The following is an 18,268-nucleotide window of genomic DNA, read 5'->3' as shown; positions in this document are numbered from 1 at the left end:
GGGCCGACCCGGAGACCGAAACGAGGGGGCGCCGTTGGCGCCCACTTTGCGTGTCCGCGTGGCAGGCGTCTACGCTGGTACGTCGTAGTTCAGTCCGCTAACGAGGAAGGCGCCCCGCCGTGGCCAAGGCGACCGATGTCCGTCCCAAGATCACTTTGGCGTGTGTGGAGTGCAAGGAGCGCAACTACATCACGCGTAAGAACCGCCGTAACGACCCGGACCGCATCGAGCTGAAGAAGTTCTGCCCCCGGGACGGCAAGCACACCGTTCACCGCGAGACCCGCTGATCCACCGCCGACGCGAGTCGGCCGGTCAGAGACCTCCAGCATCGCCGTTCCGACCCTGGCGAGCGCGCCTGCGAGCCCGCTCCCGCCGGGGCCGGGGCGGCGATTCTGCTGTCTGCGGCCGGCCCGGCGCCGGCGTGCGGCGGGACCGCTCCGGGCGTCCCGCGGGCGCGTTCCGGCCGCTGGGCGGTGACCACGGCGGCTCGCCCCGGCCGTGTAGGTTCGGCGGCATGTCCCTGGACCCGTCCTTCGTCGGTCGCAGCTATCCGCCGACCCCGCCCTACCAGGTGGGGCGCGAGAAGATCCGAGAGTTCGCCGCCGCGATCGGCGCCGCCGACCCGGCGCACCACGATCCGGATGCCGCCCGGGCGCTCGGGCACGCCGACGTGGTGGCCCCGCCGACGTACCCGTTCACGATCACCATGGCGGCCAACCGGCAGATCGTCGACGATCCGCAACTCGGGGTCGACTACAGCCGGGTGGTCCACGGCGACCAGCGGTTCCGGTACACCCGGCCGGTGGTGGCCGGCGACGAGCTGGTCTGCGTCAACACGATCGAGGAGATCGTCAACCGGGGCGCACACGCCTTCATGACCACCCGCACCGAGGTGAACACGACCGCCGGGGAACCGGTGGTCACCGTCTGGACCAAGCTCGTCGTACGCGGAGAGGGCTGAGATGGATCTGTCTCCCCGGACCTTCCGGATCACCCGCGCGGACCTGATCCGGTACGCGGGCGCCTCGGGTGACTTCAATCCGATCCACTGGAGCGACCGGTTCGCCATCAAGGTGGGACTGCCCGGGGTGATCGCGCACGGCATGTTCACCATGGCGCTGGTCGGGCGGGCGGTCACCGACTGGGCCGGCTCGCCGGACGCGGTGGTGGAATACAGCGTCCGGTTCACCCGGCCGGTCGTGGTCCCGGACGACGACGAGGGCACCGAGATCGAGGTGAGCGCCGCCGTGCGGGGCGAGCCCGAGGACGGACTCACCCGGCTCGACCTGACCGCCACCTGCCACGGGGAAAAAGTGCTGGCCCAGGCCAGGGCGGTGATCCGCACCCCGGCCTAGTCCGGCCCGGACCAGGTACGGCGGGCTCGCTGGGGCACACCGGTTGGGAAACTCGTGCCTCTACCCGTACACTGGTCCGCCGTGGGGCAAGTGGCCTCTACTCAGGCGTGCGTGCCTGAGTGGGTCCAGCTGCCCGCACAGGGGTGTAGCTCAATTGGCAGAGCAGCGGTCTCCAAAACCGCAGGCTGCAGGTTCAAGTCCTGTCACCCCTGCGCCTACGGCCTGACCGGTCCCGGGATCGGCGTCGCCACCACCTGTGGCGACCGGCTCGTGTTGGTGGCACCGGCGGGGTCGAGCCGGGGCGGTCAGTCCGCCCGGTCCGTCCCCTGACGGATCCGCCGGCCGCGGGCCGTTCCGGGGACGGTCGTCCGGAGGGTTCGGTCGAGGGCGGTCGGCGCCCGCGGCGGAGACTCCGGGTTCCGGCCGGCGTGAAAAGCGCAGCGCGCGCCCACCGGCGCGCGTACCAACCACCCGGCGACGGAGGGCGAAGTGGCCGACAAGAATCGGCGCGACGAGGACGACAACGACCGTCTCGACGACGAGATGATCGACGACGTTGTCGACGATGACGCCGACGACGAGGCGGACGAGCCGGTCGGACGTGGTGGCACCGCCACCCGGGAGCGCACCAAGGCCGACTCGGCGGACAGCAGGCCCACCACCAAGACCGAGGGTCGGGTCGGAATATTCGGCCGGCTTGCCCGGTTCTTCCGCGAGGTCGTGGCAGAACTGCGTAAGGTCATCTGGCCGACCCGTAAGGAGCTGCTGACCTACACCGCCGTGGTGGTCGTGTTCGTCGCCGTGGTGCTGTCGATCGTGGCCGGGCTGGACCTCGCCTTCGCCCGCGGCGTGCTGTGGGTCTTCGGCGGCTCCAGCTGACCACCTGCCCCACCTGATAGTGACGGAAGTGAGCGAGCGTGCCTGAGTACGACGAGACCGCCGAGACCCCGGACGAGCAGTCCGCGGTGGCGACGGCGAGCGGTACCGAGTCGGTCGAGGCCGCCAACGAGCCGGAGTTCGCCGCCGCCGAGGCGCCGGACGAGGACTACGACCCGGTCGCCGAGCTGCGGCAGAAGCTGCGCTATGCGCCCGGTGACTGGTTTGTGGTCCACTCGTACGCCGGTTACGAGAACAAGGTCAAGACGAACCTGGAGACCCGGATCACCAGCCTCGACATGGAGGAGTTCATCTACCAGGTCGAGGTGCCGACCCGGGAAGAGGTCGAGGTCAAGAACGGCAAGCGCCTCCAGGTCCAGAACAAGGTCTTCCCGGGCTACATCCTGGTCCGGATGGAGCTGACCCCGGAGTCGTACTCCTGCGTGCGCAACACTCCGGGGGTGACCGGCTTCGTCGGCGCGACCGACCGGGCCGACCGGCCGGCGCCACTCTCGCTCGACGAGGTGCTCAAGTGGCTCGCCCCGGCGGTGGAGACCGAGACCAAGAAGGCGAAGCCGGAGGTCAAGGTGCTCGACTTCGAGGTCGGTGACTCGGTCACCGTGACCGACGGCGCCTTCGCGTCGCTGCCGGCCACGATCAGCGAGATCAACGCCGACCAGCAGAAGCTCAAGGTCCTGGTGTCGATCTTCGGTCGGGAGACTCCGGTCGAGCTCAACTTCAACCAGGTCGCCAAGATCTGATTGACGGGCCGCCCGGCGGGCCGGGCCGCGTCAGGGCTCGGCCCGGCCAGCCCCATCGGGCCTCGGCCGACCTCGGCACGGCGTCCGCGAGGGCGCTGCGCTACTCTTGAACGTCGCCCGCCACGTAGGCGCGCTTGACCGTGCGCGTCAACGGGTGACCTCAGGTGCACGTTCCCCAGTTTCAAGCCCAGGAAGAGACATGCCTCCGAAGAAGAAGCTCGTCAAGACGTTCACGCTTCAGCTCCCGGCGGGCCAGGCCACCCCGGCGCCGCCGGTCGGTCCGGCGCTGGGTCAGCACGGCGTCAACATCATGGAGTTCTGCAAGTCCTACAACTCGCAGACCGAGTCGCAGCGCGGTGACATCGTGCCGGCCGAGATCAGCGTGTACGAGGACCGGACCTTCACCTTCGTGCTGAAGACCCCGCCCGCCGCCCGACTGCTGATCAAGGCTGCCGGCGTGCAGAAGGGCTCCGGCGTCCCGCAGAGCCAGAAGGTCGGCTCGGTTACCCGCGCCCAGCTGCGCGAGATCGCCGAGAAGAAGATGGCCGACCTGAACGCCAACGACCTCGACCAGGCCGAGAAGATCATCGCCGGCACCGCCCGGTCGATGGGCATCACGGTCAAGGAATAGGTCCTCCTACCACCCCTGACCGGCACGACCAGTTCGTGGGAGGGCCGCGGCACTCCGCAGCCCGCCAGACACCACAGGAGTAATCAGAGATGCAGCGCAGCAAGAGCTACCGCAAGGCCGCCGAGGCCATCGACCGGGACAAGCTCTACACCCCGATCGAGGCCGTCAAGCTGGCCAAGGGGAGCAGCACGGTCAAGTTCGACGCTACGGTCGAGGTCGCTATGCGCCTCGGCGTCGACCCCCGTAAGGCCGACCAGATGGTCCGGGGCACGGTCAACCTTCCGCACGGCACCGGCAAGACCGCCCGCGTGATCGTCTTCGCGGCCGGCGCCAAGGCCGAGGAGGCGACCGCCGCCGGAGCGGACGTGGTCGGCACCGACGAGCTGGTCGCCCGGATCCAGGAGGGCTGGCTGGACTTCGACGCGGCGATCGCCACGCCGGACCAGATGGCCAAGATCGGCCGGATCGCGCGGATCCTGGGCCCGCGCGGTCTCATGCCGAACCCGAAGACCGGCACGGTGACCATGGACGTCACCAAGGCCGTCTCGGACATCAAGGGCGGCAAGATCACCTTCCGGGTGGACAAGCACTCCAACCTGCACCTGATCATCGGCAAGGCCTCGTTCTCCGAGGCCCAGCTGGTGGAGAACTACGCCGCGGTGCTCGACGAGGTCCTCCGGACCAAGCCGTCCGCGGCCAAGGGCAAGTACCTCAGGAAGGTCACCCTCACCACCACGATGGGCCCGGGCGTTCCGGTCGACCCGAACGTGGTGAAGAACCTGCGGGAGTCGGCCGAGGCCTGAGTCTCGACCGAACCGGTCAGTCCCGTCCGACGCGGGGCGCCCAGCGACGTTTCGCGGGCGCCCCGCGTCGGCGTTTCCGTTGCACCGGCGGGCTCCGGATCGGTGTCACCACCACCCTCCGGCGCGCTGCGGCTCCGTGTTCCGGCGGCGCTATGGCACTCTGCTATCCGTGCGACTGGATCAGGTCTGGCTGCGGTACGGCGTCCGCGCCCCGTGGGTGCTGCGCGCGGTCGAGCTGGAGATCGGCCCCGGGCAGAGCGCCGTGGTGCTCGGCCGCAACGGCGTGGGCAAGTCGACGCTGCTCCAGGTGGCGGTGGGCGTACTGGACCCGACCCGGGGTGTGGTCCGGGACCGGCCCAGTGCGGTCGGCTGGGTGCCGGAGCGCTTTCCGGCGGACCAGCCGTACACCGTCGACCAGTACCTCACCGGGATGGGGCGGATCCGGGGGCTCTCGGCCGCGGCAGCCGCTCGTACCGTGACCGGCTGGATCGAGCGCCTCGGGCTGGCGGCGTACCGCGACGTCCGGCTGCCGGCGCTCTCCAAGGGCACCGCCCAGAAGGTCGGGCTGGCCCAGGCCCTGCTCCGTCCGCCCGGACTGCTCGTCCTCGACGAACCATGGGAGGGGCTGGACGCGGCCACCCGCGAACTGGTCCCCGAGCTGATCGGGGAGGTACTCGACGACGGCGGCGCCGTACTGGTCAGCGACCACCGTGGCGAGACGGTCCGGCTGCCGCACGCCGCGCAGTGGAGCGTGGCCGACGGGACCGTGAGCGTCCTGTCTCCGGGCTCCGGCGGCCAGCGGCCCGCCGGGGCCGAGACCCCTGCCGGGACTGCCTCCGCCGTGCCTCCGACCCCTGCCGGGGGTGTCTCCGCCGTGTCTCCGGCCGGTGCCGACCAGCGGGCCGCCGGGGCCGGGACCTCCGTGGTGGAGATCGCGGTGCCGACCGAGCGGGCCCTGGAGACCGTCGCCGCGCTGCGCCGCGCCGGCCACCAGGTGCTCGGGGTACGCCGTGCCGAGCCACCGGCCGCCGGACATGCTGACCTCGCGGCCGAAGTGCCCGCCCCGCACCGCACCCCGGCGGCCAGGGGCACCCGGACCGTCCCCGGTGCCCAGGCCGTTCCGGCTGTTCCCGGTGTTCCGGCTGTTCCAGCCATTCCAGCCAAGGCGGCCGGAGCGGCCGGGGCGGTCGACGGGGGCGGCGAGCAGCCGACCAAACCCGGCGCGGCCACCGGGGAGGCGTCGTGACCGCGCTGGCCCGGATGCGGTTGGCGGGATTCGTCCGGACCGCCCGGGCGCTGCCGCCGCTGATCGCCGGGCTGGTCGCACTCACCGTGCTGTACGGGGGCGGTGCCGCGCAGGCCGCCGAGGCGTACGGGGTCTCCGCCGTGGTGCTCTTCCCGGTCCTGACCTGGCAGACCAAGCTGCTGCTGGACACCGAGCCGGACATCCAGCGCCGGCTTGCCGTGGTCGCCGCCGGCCGCCGGGCGGAGTTGGCCGGCGGGATCCTCGCCGCCGGGCTGGCCGGGCTGGCCCTGGTCCCGGTCGCGCTGCTGCTGCCCTGGCTGGTGGGCGGGGTGACCGGGCCCCAACGGGACGGCGACCTGCCGCTCGGGCTGGGCCTGACGGTCGGGCTCTGGGCACACCTGCTGGTCCTGCCGGCGGCCGTCGGCCTGGGCGCGCTGGCCAGCCGGGCGGCGACCAACAGCCCGCTGTACGGGCTAGCCGCCATGGTCGGCGGGGTGGTCGGGGTGTACGTCCTCGGGTTGAAGGACTCGGTGCTGCCCTGGATCGCGCCCCCGGTACTCGCCACCGCCCGGGCCAGCACCGCCGGGCCGACCGGCTGGTCGGTGGCCCAGTTGACCGGGCACGCCCTGCTCTGGAGCGCTGCGGCGCTGGCCGGGTACGCCTGGCTGCGCCGCCGCCGGACCTGAGCCGGGGGACGGTGGCGCCTGAGCGGGGACGGGCCGGACGTGAGCCGGACCACCTCGGGTGATTTGGCCGTTACGGCAGGCATCCCGTACTCTGATAAGTCGGCCAGCTAGTCTGGCCGACGTTCTAACCCAGAGACCGCTGGTCACCGTGCCCCGGCACGGTCGAAGGTCCCGCTCGACGGGCGGCCCGCGCAGGGGAGACGGTAGCGTGCCAGGTCGTGTCCGCATGACCTTCCCCGCCCCGTGCGCCCTGCGCCGGGGCTTCTCTCGTTGCGGCGGAACTTCCGATCCGCACCCGGGCTCCGATCGCGCCCAGACGGCCGATCGGGCCGTGATCAGCCTGGAGCAACGAGAGAGGAGGGACATGGCGGACAAGCCGGTTCGGGCCGACAAGGCCACCGCCGTCGCCGAGCTCACCGAATACTTCCGCAACTCGGGAGCCACCGTGCTCACCGAGTACCGCGGCCTGACGGTTTCCCAGCTCACCCAGCTACGCCGCTCGCTCGGTCGGGACACGACCTACGAGGTGGCGAAGAACACGCTGGCCAAGCGCGCCGCGACGGACGCTGGCATTGCCGGCCTCGACGAGCTGTTCACCGGTCCTACCGCGCTGACCTTCGTCTCCGGCGACGTGGTCGAGGCGGCGAAGGGTCTGCGGGAGTTCGCGAAGGCCAACCCGAAGCTCGTCATCAAGGGTGGCGTCTTCGAGGGCCGGGCGATCACCGCGGACGAGGTCAACAAGCTCGCCGACCTCGAGTCCCGTGAGGTGCTGCTGGCCAAGATGGCCGGCGCGATGAAGGGCAGCCTGAGCAAGGCCGCTGCCCTGTTCCAGGCGCCGCTGGCGCAGACCGCCCGCCTGGCGGCTGCCCTGCAGGACAAGCGTGAGAAGGAGGGGCAGGCCTGAGCGGCCAGCCCTCCGGTACCCCCGATATTCGTGTAAGAGATTAGGAAAGGACGCCAGACACCATGGCGAAGCTCAGCACCGAAGAGCTGCTCGACGCGTTCAAGGAGATGACGCTGATCGAGCTCTCGGAGTTCGTGAAGCAGTTCGAGACCACCTTCGACGTGACCGCCGCCGCACCGGTGGCCATCGCTGCCGGTGGCCCTGCGGCCCCGGCGGCCGAGGCCGAGCCGGAGCAGGACGAGTTCGACGTCATCCTGGAGGCCGACGGCGGCAAGAAGATCCAGGTCATCAAGGTCGTGCGTGAGCTGACCGGCCTGGGCCTGAAGGAGGCCAAGGACCTCGTCGAGGGCGCGCCGAAGCCGGTCCTGGAGAAGGCCAACAAGGAGGCCGCCGACAAGGCCAAGGCCAAGCTCGAGGCCGAGGGCGCGAAGGTCACCCTCAAGTAGTTCCGCACCGCGTCGCCCCCGGGCGCCCGTACCGACCAGCTCTCCGTTCCGCCGAGCGGGGGGCTGCGGAGGTACGGGCCACCGGAGGCGGTTCGCGTCGGCTAGTGAGCTGACGCACAGCAATGTCGCCGACGGGCGGCGGTCCGGCGCCGGATCGCCGCCCGTCTCCGTTCGTTGACAGGCTGCGACCGTCGATGATCAGGGCTTTGGCGCCTCGGACGGCCGTCGTCGGCCCGTCCGGCCGGTCAGGCTCGGATGGCGACCCGGGCAAAGACGTCGCCCGACCCGGTCATCAGCCCTTGACGCGGCAGGAACCGGCAGGCACGCTGACATCAGCAAGACCTTCCGCGCTTGCGACGGCCGACACCTGGGTAAGGGCCACGGAGCACCACGAGCCGCTGGCCCCTACGAGGCCTAGCGGGATGCGTGCGGGACGTGTGAGCGCGCTCGGCGCGCGCCAGCCGGCGGCTGGCGACACGTTCTGCAACGCCCTGCCGTGGTGGGCTGGACAGCGGTTAGCCGCTCGGCTACACTGCTAGTTTGCGCTGCCTTCCGACTTGACCCCTGCTCGGAATGTCCAGTTTTGGGCGTTTGGAGTGGGGCCATTGGAGTGCACGCGTGACAGCCGCATCTAGCAGCACCGGTCCTCGGAAGGACGCATCTTGGCAGCTTCCCGCCCTGCGAAGACCAGTCGTACGTCGAGCGCTTTCGCGCCCCGCCGAATCTCCTTCGGCAGGATTACCGAACACCTCGAGGTCCCCAACCTCCTCGCCATCCAGAACGAGTCGTTTGACTGGCTGGTCGGCAACGAGGCTTGGCAGGGCCGGTCGGCCGACGACCCGCACGCTCGATCGGGTCTCGCCGAGATCCTCGACGAGATCAGTCCCATTGAGGACTTCTCTGGCACTATGTCGCTTTCCTTCTCCGCGCCCCGCTTCGACGAGGTCAAGGCCTCGATCGAGGAGTGTAAGGAGAAGGACCTGACCTACTGCGCCCCGCTGTTCGTGACCGCGGAGTTCACCAACAACACCACCGGCGAGATCAAGAGCCAGACGGTGTTCATGGGTGACTTCCCGATGATGACGCCGAAGGGCACCTTCATCATCAACGGCACCGAGCGCGTGGTGGTCAGCCAGCTCGTCCGGTCCCCGGGCGTCTACTTCGACAAGCAGCCGGACAAGACCTCCGACCGCGATCTCTCCAGCGTCAAGGTCATCCCGAGTCGGGGTGCCTGGCTGGAGTTCGACATCGACAAGCGCGACACCGTGGGTGTCCGCATCGACCGTAAGCGCCGGCAGGCCGTCACCGTCCTGCTCAAGGCGATCGGCTGGACCAACGAGCAGATCCGCGAGCGGTTCGGCTGGTCCGAGCTGATGATGACCACCCTGGAGAAGGACCACATCGCCGGGGTGGACGAGGCACTGCTCGACATCTACCGCAAGCTCCGGCCGGGCGAGCCTCCCACCCGGGAGAACGCCCAGACCCTGCTCGACAACCTCTTCTTCAACCCGAAGAGGTACGACGTCGCCAAGGTCGGCCGATACAAGTTCAACAAGAAGCTCGAGCTGGACGTGCCGATCAACACCGGCACGCTGACCGAGGACGACATCGTCGCCACCGTGGAGTACCTCTGCCGGCTGCACGCCGGTGAGGAGGGCTACGAGGCCGACGACATCGACCACTTCGGCAACCGCCGGCTCCGTACCGTGGGCGAGCTGATCCAGAACCAGGTTCGGGTCGGCCTCTCCCGGATGGAGCGGGTGGTCCGCGAGCGGATGACCACCCAGGACGTCGAGGCGATCACCCCGCAGACCCTGATCAACATCCGCCCGGTGGTGGCGGCGATCAAGGAGTTCTTCGGTACGTCGCAGCTGTCCCAGTTCATGGACCAGACCAACCCGCTGGCGGGCCTGACCCACCGGCGCCGGCTGAGCGCGCTCGGCCCGGGTGGTCTGTCCCGGGAGCGGGCCGGCTTCGAGGTCCGGGACGTGCACCCGTCGCACTACGGCCGGATGTGCCCGATCGAGACGCCGGAAGGCCCGAACATCGGCCTGATCGGCGCCCTGTCGACCTTCGGCCGGGTCAACCCGTTCGGCTTCATCGAGACGCCGTACCGGAAGGTGGTCGAGGGCCGGGTCACCGACCAGATCGACTACCTGACCGCCGACGAGGAGGACCGGTTCGTCAAGGCGCAGGCCAACACCGCGCTGCGTGCGGACGGCACCTTCGCCGAGGACCGGGTCCTGGTCCGCCGGAAGGGCGGTGAGGTCGACTACGTCGCTCCCACCGCGGTCGACTACATGGACGTGTCGCCGCGCCAGATGGTGTCGGTCGCCACCGCCATGATTCCGTTCCTCGAGCACGACGACGCCAACCGGGCACTGATGGGCGCGAACATGCAGCGCCAGGCGGTGCCGCTGGTCAAGGCCGAGGCGCCGCTGGTCGGTACCGGTATGGAGTACCGGGCCGCGGTGGACGCCGGTGACGTGGTCGTCGCCGAGGTCGGCGGCGTGGTCGAGGACCTGTGCGCCGACTACGTGACGGTGCACCAGGACGACGGCCACCGGCGTACCTACCTGCTGCACAAATTCCGTCGCTCCAACGCGGGCTCCTGCGTCAACCAGAAGCCGATCGTCTTCGAGGGCGACCGGGTGGAGGCGGGCCAGGTCATCGCGGACGGTCCGTGCACCGACGACGGCGAGATGGCGCTCGGCCGCAACCTGCTGGTCGCGTTCATGCCGTGGGAGGGCCACAACTACGAGGACGCGATCATCCTGTCGCAGCGCCTCGTCCAGCAGGATGCCCTCACCTCGATCCACATCGAGGAGCACGAGGTCGACGCCCGGGACACCAAGCTCGGTCCGGAGGAGATCACCCGCGACATCCCGAACGTCAGCGAGGAGATGCTCGCCGACCTCGACGAGCGTGGCATCATCCGGATCGGTGCCGAGGTCGTCACCGGCGACATCCTGGTCGGCAAGGTTACGCCCAAGGGCGAGACCGAGCTGACCCCGGAGGAGCGGCTGCTCCGCGCGATCTTCGGCGAGAAGGCGCGCGAGGTCCGGGACACCTCGCTGAAGGTGCCGCACGGCGAGACCGGCACGGTCATCGGCGTACGGACCTTCTCCCGGGAGGACGGCGACGAGCTGCCGCCGGGCGTCAACGAGCTGGTCCGGGTCTACGTGGCGCAGAAGCGGAAGATCCAGGACGGTGACAAGCTCGCTGGCCGGCACGGCAACAAGGGCGTCATCTCCAAGATCCTGCCGGTCGAGGACATGCCGTTCCTGGAGGACGGCACCCCGGTCGACATCGTGCTCAACCCGCTCGGCGTGCCGAGCCGGATGAACATCGGCCAGGTGCTGGAAACCCACCTCGGGTGGGTCGCCAAGACCGGCTGGCAGGTACAGGGCGAGGACGCGGACTGGAAGCGGGCGCTGCGGTCGATCGACGCGCACGAGTCCGAGCCGGACACCAACGTGGCGACGCCGGTCTTCGACGGCGCCAAGGAGGAGGAGATCTCCGGTCTGCTCTCGTCGACCCTGCCCAACCGGGACGGCAAGCAGCTGATCGGCGCGAGCGGCAAGGCGCAGCTCTTCGACGGACGTTCCGGCGAGCCGCTGCCCGACCCGATCGCGGTCGGCTACATCTACATCCTCAAGCTGAACCACCTGGTCGACGACAAGATCCACGCTCGGTCGACCGGCCCGTACTCGATGATCACGCAGCAGCCGCTGGGTGGTAAGGCGCAGTTCGGTGGCCAGCGGTTCGGCGAGATGGAGTGCTGGGCGATGCAGGCGTACGGCGCCGCGTACGCCCTGCAGGAGCTGCTGACGATCAAGTCCGACGACGTCCTCGGCCGGGTCAAGGTGTACGAGGCGATCGTCAAGGGCGAGAACATTCCCGAACCGGGCATCCCGGAGTCCTTCAAGGTGCTGCTCAAGGAGCTCCAGTCGCTGTGCCTCAACGTAGAGGTGCTCTCCAGCGACGGTGTGGCCCTGGAGATGCGCGAGACCGACGACGAGGTCTTCCGGGCCGCGGAGGAACTCGGCATCGACCTGTCCCGGCGTGAGCCGAGCTCGGTCGAAGAGGTGTAGGTGGGTGGTGGGTTCGGGGCGGCTCGAGCCACCCCGAACCCCAACCCCGGGTGCTAGCAACAGAAAACGACACGACACGAGGGACATATAACGTGCTCGACGTCAACTTCTTCGACGAGTTGCGGATTGGCCTGGCCACCGCTGACGACATCCGTCAGTGGTCGCACGGCGAGGTTAAGAAGCCTGAGACGATCAACTACCGCACCCTGAAGCCGGAAAAGGACGGGCTCTTCTGCGAGAAGATCTTCGGCCCGCAGCGGGACTGGGAGTGCTACTGCGGTAAGTACAAGCGGGTCCGGTTCAAGGGCATCATCTGTGAGCGCTGCGGTGTCGAGGTGACCCGCTCCAAGGTGCGGCGTGAGCGGATGGGCCACATCGAGCTGGCCGCGTCGGTCACGCACATCTGGTACTTCAAGGGTGTGCCGAGCCGGCTGGGCTACCTGCTCGACCTGGCGCCGAAGGACCTCGAAAAGATCATTTACTTCGCGTCGTACGTGGTGACCAGCGTCGACACGGAGGCGCGGCACCGCGACCTCTCGACGGTGGAGAACGAGATCCTCGCCGAGAAGCGGCAGGCGGAGAACAGCCGCGACTCGGAGATCGAGAAGCGGGCCGCCAAGCTCGAGGCCGACCTGGCCGAGCTGGAGGCCGAGGGTGCCAAGGCGGACGTCCGGCGCAAGGTCAAGGAGGGCGGAGAGCGCGAGATGCGCCAGATCCGCGACCGGGCCCAGCGCGAGATCGACCGCCTCGACGAGGTGCTGGACACCTTCCGCAAGCTGGAGCCGAAGCAGCTGGTCACCGACGAGCTGCTCTACCGCGAGCTGCGGGACCGGTTCGGCGAGTACTTCACCGGTGGGATGGGTGCCGAGGCGATCAAGGCGCTGGTCCAGAACATGGACCTGGACGCCGAGGCGGACAACCTCCGCGAGATCATCCGTAGTGGTAAGGGCCAGCGGAAGATCCGGGCGCTCAAGCGGCTCAAGGTCGTGGCGGCGTTCCTGAACACCCGCAACTCGCCGCTCGGCATGGTGCTGGACTGCGTACCGGTGATCCCGCCGGACCTGCGCCCGATGGTGCAGCTCGATGGTGGCCGGTTCGCGACCTCGGACCTGAACGACCTCTACCGCCGTGTGATCAACCGGAACAACCGGCTCAAGCGACTGATCGACCTCGGCGCGCCCGAGATCATCGTCAACAACGAGAAGCGGATGCTCCAGGAGGCCGTGGACGCGCTGTTCGACAACGGCCGGCGTGGTCGGCCGGTCACCGGCCCGGGTAACCGGCCACTGAAGTCGCTGTCGGACATGCTCAAGGGCAAGCAGGGCCGGTTCCGGCAGAACCTGCTGGGCAAGCGGGTCGACTACTCCGGTCGTTCCGTGATCGTGGTCGGTCCGCAGCTCAAGTTGCACCAGTGCGGCCTGCCCAAGCAGATGGCGCTGGAGCTGTTCAAGCCGTTCGTGATGAAGCGGCTGGTCGACCTCAACCACGCACAGAACATCAAGTCCGCGAAGCGGATGGTCGAGCGGCAGCGGCCGGTCGTCTGGGACGTGCTGGAAGAGGTCATCGGCGAGCACCCGGTGCTGCTGAACCGGGCGCCGACCCTGCACCGGCTGGGCATCCAGGCGTTCGAGCCGCAGCTCGTCGAGGGCAAGGCGATCCAGATCCACCCGCTGGTCTGCACCGCGTTCAACGCGGACTTCGACGGTGACCAGATGGCGGTGCACGTACCGCTGTCCGCCGAGGCGCAGGCCGAGGCCCGGATCCTGATGCTCTCGTCCAACAACATCCTCAAGCCGGCGGACGGCAAGCCGGTCACCATGCCCACCCAGGACATGGTCATCGGCCTCTACCACCTGACCCACCTCACCCCGGGTGAGGTCGGCGAGGGCCGGGCGTTCAGCTCGGACGCCGAGGCGCGGATGGCCTTCGACAACGGTGAGCTGCACCTGCAGACCCCGGTGAAGGTCCGGCTGCGCGGTGTGGTCGAGGTGGACAACGGCCCCGGTGCCTCGCGGTGGACCGCGCCGGAGGGCTGGGTTCCGGGTGAGCCGCTGACCGTGGAGACCACGCTCGGCCGGGTGCTCTTCAACGAGACCCTGCCGGTCGGCTACCGGTTCGTGAACTACGAGATCCGCAAGGGGCAGCTCTCCGCGATCGTCAACGATCTCGCCGAGCGGTTCCCGAAGGTGGCCCTGGCCGCGACGCTCGACGGGCTCAAGGAGGCCGGTTTCCACTGGGCCACCTGGTCCGGCGTGACGATCGGCATGGAGGACGTCATCGCGCCGCCGCGCAAGCGGGAGATCCTGGAGCGGTACGAGAAGGAAGCCGAGCGGATCGACAAGCAGTACCAGCGGGGTCTGATGACCGCCGAGGAACGTCGCGGCGAGCTCATCGAGATCTGGACCAAGGCGACCAACGAGGTCGCCAAGGAGATGGAGACCGCGCTGCCGCAGGAGAACCCGCTGTGGAAGATGATCAACTCGGGTGCCCGCGGTAACCTGCTTCAGCTCCGGCAGATCGCGGCGATCCGTGGTCTGGTGGCCAACCCGAAGGGTGAGATCATCCCGCGGCCGATCAAGGCCAGCTACCGGGAGGGTCTCTCCGTGCTGGAGTACTTCATCTCCACGCACGGTGCCCGGAAGGGTCTCGCCGACACGGCGCTGCGTACCGCCGACTCGGGTTACCTGACCCGTCGTCTGGTGGACGTCTCGCAGGACGTGATCATCCGCGAGGAGGACTGCGGCACCGACCGCGCCATCCCGATGCAGATCGCGACCCAGCTCGACGGCAGGCTGGTGGCACACGAGCACGTGGAGACCAGCGTGCACGCCCGGACCCTGGCCGACGACATCAAGGGCCCGGACGGCAACCTGGTCGCCGAGCGGGGTGCGGACATCAACACGATCCTGGTCGACAGGATCGTGGGGGCCGGGGTGGACACCGTACGGGTCCGCAGCGTGCTCACCTGCGAGTCCAAGCTCGGCGTCTGCGGGGCGTGCTACGGCCGCTCGCTGCCGACCGGCAAGACCGTGGACGTCGGCGAGGCGGTCGGCATCATCGCCGCCCAGTCGATCGGTGAGCCGGGTACGCAGCTCACGATGCGTACCTTCCACACCGGTGGTGTCGCGGGTGAGGACATCACCCAGGGTCTGCCCCGGGTCCAGGAGATCTTCGAAGCCCGGGTCCCGAAGGGCAAGGCGCCGATCGCCGACACGCCGGGCCGGATCCGGATCGAGGACGGCGAGCGGTCGCGCAAGATCATCGTGGTGCCGGACGACGGCAGCGACGAGATCGTGTACGACAAGATCTCCAAGCGGGTGCCGCTCCAGGCGCACGACGGGGATCACGTCGACGTCGGCCAGAAGCTCACCAAGGGCACGATCGACCCGCACGAGCTGCTGCGGATCCTCGGCCCGCGGGCGGTGCAGGTCCACCTGACCCAGGAGGTCCAGGAGGTCTACCGGTCGCAGGGTGTGCTCATCCACGACAAGCACATCGAGATCATCATCCGCCAGATGCTCAAGCGGGTGACGGTGATCGACTCCGGCGCGACCGAGTTCCTGCCGGGTGTGCTGGTCGACCGGGCACTGTTCGAGTCGGAGAACCGCCGACTCGTCTCCGAGGGCGGCGAGCCCGCGGCGGGCCGGCCGGTGCTGATGGGTATCACCAAGGCGTCGCTGGCCACCGACTCGTGGCTGTCGGCGGCGTCCTTCCAGGAGACCACCCGGGTACTCACGGACGCGGCGATCCACGCCCGGAGCGACTCGCTGATCGGTCTCAAGGAGAACGTCATCATCGGTAAGCTCATCCCGGCCGGTACGGGCATCAGCAAGTACCGCAACATCCGGGTCGAGCCGACCGAGGAGGCGAAGGCCAAGGTCTACTCGATGACCGGCTACCCGGAGACCGACTACGGGTTCGGGCCGGCCAGCGGCCAGGCGGTGCCGCTGGACGACTTCGACTTCGGGTCGTACCGCTAAGGCGACACCTGAGGCGCCCCGCTCGTCGGTCGACGAGCGGGGCGCCTCGCTTTTCCGGCCGTGCACGCCGGGTTGGGTAGGCTGGCGGGGTGACCACGATGCCGGCCGCCAACCCGGGGACGCGGCATCCGCTCGACCCGGATCCGGTGCGTTCCACCAAGTCCCGGGCGGTCTTCGCCCTCGGCCTGGTGGCGCTGCTGACCGGTCCACTGGTCGGGGGCATCGTCCCGGCGACGCTGGCGATGGTGCTGGCCCGGCAGGCCCGCCGGGAGGCGTACGCCTCCCGCGGTTATCTGACGGGTGCCGCCTGGCTGCGTCGCGGTGAGCGGCTGGCCTGGGCCGGCGTCGCCCTCGCCGCGACCGCGCTGGTGGCGGCGACCGTGATCGGTGTGGTGAATCTGGCCGACGGCTCGGTGGGCCAGGACTTCGCGCCCGGGGTCGACTGACCAGGCCGCCGGCGGAGGGGTGGTTCGGTGGCAGGGCTACCGGACGTAACCGGGCCGGTGGCGGCTGGCCGCGCGGCGGTAACCTGACCTTGGCACGACGTGTCGGGCCCGGTCGACGGATTCTCCTCGGCCGGTCGGTTCCGCCGTGGTTGGCGGCTCGGTGGTGTGCAGGGGGATTTTCGTGACGGAGGAGGCGCAGCCACCCGGGGTGGAGCGCGCGGCGGACGAGACGCCGGGGCAGCCCGCCGGGCCCGAGCCTCGCTACCACGAACCCTCGTACACGCTGCCGCCGACTGCCGCAGCGTCGCCGACGAGCGCGCCGGGGGAGCGGGGCGGATTGGCCAGCGAATGGTCCCGCCCCGCGCCGACCGGGTCCGAGGCCGGGCCGGGGGTCGCCGGCACTGGCTGGGCAGGCGCCTCCACCGCCCCGCTCCCGGCGAACCCGACCTGGGCACCGAGCCCCGTCCCGCCGCCGACCCCGGTGACCTCCGCCTGGGCGCCCGGCCAGGATTCCGGCCCGGTGCCGGCGGTTCCGATCTCCGGCCCGCCCCCCGCGGGTACGCCGGGGGCGGCCGGCGTCGCCGGGTACCCGGTGGCGGAGCCGCTGCGGGCCGCGACGCCGGGCGGTGCGCCGACGGCGTACCCCGGCATGCCCGGTCTGGCCGGCGGAGCGGGCCCGGCCGGCGGCGGTGGACCGGCCGCGGTGCCGGCGCCACCCCGCGAGTCGCTGCGGGCGCCCAGCCGGGTGGACGCGGTCCCGGGTACGCCGTTCGGCCTGGTACATCTCGAGGTGGCTCCGGTCACCTCAGGGCCGGCGGTGGCCTCGCTGGTGACCGGGGTCGGATCCGTGCTGGTCGCCCTCACCGCCGGCTGCCTGGGCCTCGCCGGCAGCAGCCCGGAGGACTGGGGCGGCTGGGTCGCGGGCGCCTTCGCGGTGCTCGCCGGGCTGCTCGGCCTGGCCGGCGTGCTGCTGGGCGAGCTGGGCCGCCGGCAGACCTCGCCCATCGGCCGGGCGCTCTGGGCCGGCCGTCGCCGCGTGACGCCCGCAGCCGCGCCGGGCTCCGCGGCGCCGCCGGTCCGGTTCACCGGCCGGGGGCTGGCGATCGCCGGCCTCAGCTGTGCCGGTGTGGGCCTCGCGCTGACGGTGCTCGCGCTGGCCGTGGCAGTGCTGCTGCAACTGGCCTGAGCGCCGTCGGCGGGCGGACGGCCGTCGGCTTACCGGGCCGACGGGCCGATCGCGGGATCAGCCGGTACACTTGAAAACCGGCAGTGCTTCTCGGGAGCGACGCGGAGATCCGGGCCTGGCCGGGGGTTGCTCGACGACCTCCCGGAGTCCTGTTTTGACGTGCCCACTCACGGTAGGTACTCTTTCCTCTCGTGCCCGGGCATGCCCGGGCAACTCGTGCGTGTGCCCGAGTCCACGTGGTGGCAATCGAGCAACCCACGACAAAGTCGAAACGAGTCGGCTACGCCCCAGCGTGCCGACGAGCTGGAATCCGGCGTCGACGAGCGACGGCGGAAACCGCGAGCGGGCGACACGCCCGACCGCGGGTGCCGGGATCGTCCCGAGACGGCCCTGGTTGGAAGGTAAGAGAGCCCACCCGTACGGGCGGCTAAGACACACGGCGCGGTCGCAGAGGGCGGCCGAAGGGAGCGGAAAACCCGGTGCCCACGATCCAGCAGTTGGTCCGCAAGGGCCGCCAGGCGAAGACGAGTAAGACCAAGACGCCGGCGCTGAAGGGGAGTCCTCAGCGGCGCGGCGTGTGCACGCGCGTGTACACCACCACCCCCAAGAAGCCGAACTCCGCGCTGCGCAAGGTCGCTCGGGTGAAGCTCAGCAGCCAGATCGAGGTGACCGCCTACATCCCGGGCGTCGGGCACAACCTCCAGGAGCACTCCCTCGTGCTGGTCCGTGGCGGCCGTGTGAAGGACCTTCCGGGCGTGCGTTACAAGATCGTCCGCGGTTCGCTGGACACCCAGGGCGTCCGCAACCGCAAGCAGGCCCGTAGCCGCTACGGCGCGAAGAAGGAGAAGAGCTGA

Annotated in this window: 16 protein-coding genes and 1 tRNA gene; all 17 read left to right on the top strand. The window is 69.9% G+C overall.

What is annotated here, in order from left to right:
* Nucleotides 1-119: 119 nt before the first annotated feature.
* Nucleotides 120-287: a 50S ribosomal protein L33 gene (gene rpmG, locus R6Y94_RS12510; protein ID WP_013288652.1), complete on the top strand. Its 168-nt coding sequence runs from the start codon at nt 120-122 to the stop codon at nt 285-287.
* 227 nt (nt 288-514) lie between these two features.
* Entirely contained in the window at nt 515-961 is a 447-nt protein-coding gene (locus tag R6Y94_RS12505; protein WP_318395966.1) for a MaoC family dehydratase N-terminal domain-containing protein, read from the top strand.
* Between the two features lies 1 nt (nt 962).
* Entirely contained in the window at nt 963-1,355 is a 393-nt protein-coding gene (locus tag R6Y94_RS12500) for a MaoC family dehydratase (protein ID WP_318395965.1), read from the top strand.
* A gap of 139 nt (nt 1,356-1,494) precedes the next feature.
* Nucleotides 1,495-1,567, top strand: a tRNA-Trp gene (locus R6Y94_RS12495).
* A gap of 277 nt (nt 1,568-1,844) precedes the next feature.
* A complete protein-coding gene (gene secE / locus R6Y94_RS12490; RefSeq protein ID WP_318395964.1) occupies nt 1,845-2,234 on the top strand; it encodes a preprotein translocase subunit SecE in 390 nt (129 codons plus the stop codon).
* A 38-nt stretch (nt 2,235-2,272) separates the two neighbouring features.
* On the top strand, nt 2,273-2,992 hold the full coding sequence (gene nusG, locus R6Y94_RS12485; RefSeq protein WP_107260922.1) for a transcription termination/antitermination protein NusG: 720 nt from the start codon (nt 2,273-2,275) through the stop codon (nt 2,990-2,992).
* Nucleotides 2,993-3,191: 199 nt separating this feature from the next.
* Complete coding sequence (rplK, locus tag R6Y94_RS12480) at nt 3,192-3,623, top strand: 50S ribosomal protein L11 (protein WP_318395963.1); 432 nt, start codon at nt 3,192-3,194, stop codon at nt 3,621-3,623.
* An 89-nt stretch (nt 3,624-3,712) separates the two neighbouring features.
* A complete protein-coding gene (rplA, locus tag R6Y94_RS12475) occupies nt 3,713-4,426 on the top strand; it encodes a 50S ribosomal protein L1 (RefSeq protein ID WP_318395962.1) in 714 nt (237 codons plus the stop codon).
* 169 nt (nt 4,427-4,595) lie between these two features.
* Nucleotides 4,596-5,672: an ATP-binding cassette domain-containing protein gene (locus tag R6Y94_RS12470; protein ID WP_318395961.1), complete on the top strand. Its 1,077-nt coding sequence runs from the start codon at nt 4,596-4,598 to the stop codon at nt 5,670-5,672.
* Nucleotides 5,669-6,358, top strand: coding sequence for a hypothetical protein (locus R6Y94_RS12465; RefSeq protein ID WP_318395960.1), 690 nt, complete (start codon nt 5,669-5,671; stop codon nt 6,356-6,358). Before R6Y94_RS12470 ends, R6Y94_RS12465 begins: the two co-directional genes overlap by 4 nt.
* Nucleotides 6,359-6,722: 364 nt before the next feature.
* On the top strand, nt 6,723-7,262 hold the full coding sequence (gene rplJ, locus R6Y94_RS12460) for a 50S ribosomal protein L10 (RefSeq protein ID WP_101368155.1): 540 nt from the start codon (nt 6,723-6,725) through the stop codon (nt 7,260-7,262).
* Nucleotides 7,263-7,324: 62 nt separating this feature from the next.
* On the top strand, nt 7,325-7,708 hold the full coding sequence (gene rplL, locus R6Y94_RS12455; RefSeq protein WP_318395959.1) for a 50S ribosomal protein L7/L12: 384 nt from the start codon (nt 7,325-7,327) through the stop codon (nt 7,706-7,708).
* A gap of 662 nt (nt 7,709-8,370) precedes the next feature.
* Entirely contained in the window at nt 8,371-11,802 is a 3,432-nt protein-coding gene (locus tag R6Y94_RS12450) for a DNA-directed RNA polymerase subunit beta (protein ID WP_318395958.1), read from the top strand.
* 92 nt (nt 11,803-11,894) lie between these two features.
* A complete protein-coding gene (locus tag R6Y94_RS12445) occupies nt 11,895-15,782 on the top strand; it encodes a DNA-directed RNA polymerase subunit beta' (RefSeq protein ID WP_318395957.1) in 3,888 nt (1,295 codons plus the stop codon).
* Nucleotides 15,783-15,880: 98 nt separating this feature from the next.
* The gene (locus R6Y94_RS12440; RefSeq protein WP_318396100.1) at nt 15,881-16,228 is read left to right on the top strand and encodes a hypothetical protein; all 348 of its coding nucleotides are present in this window, start codon (nt 15,881-15,883) and stop codon (nt 16,226-16,228) included.
* 181 nt (nt 16,229-16,409) lie between these two features.
* The gene (locus R6Y94_RS12435; RefSeq protein ID WP_318395956.1) at nt 16,410-17,414 is read left to right on the top strand and encodes a hypothetical protein; all 1,005 of its coding nucleotides are present in this window, start codon (nt 16,410-16,412) and stop codon (nt 17,412-17,414) included.
* 479 nt (nt 17,415-17,893) lie between these two features.
* Entirely contained in the window at nt 17,894-18,268 is a 375-nt protein-coding gene (rpsL, locus tag R6Y94_RS12430; protein WP_101368150.1) for a 30S ribosomal protein S12, read from the top strand.

This window comes from Plantactinospora sp. KLBMP9567 (genome assembly GCF_033446045.1).
Taxonomy (GTDB): Bacteria; Actinomycetota; Actinomycetes; order Mycobacteriales; family Micromonosporaceae; genus Plantactinospora.
Note: the sequence above shows the minus strand (reverse complement) of the source record. Positions and strands in the feature narration are given on the sequence as shown.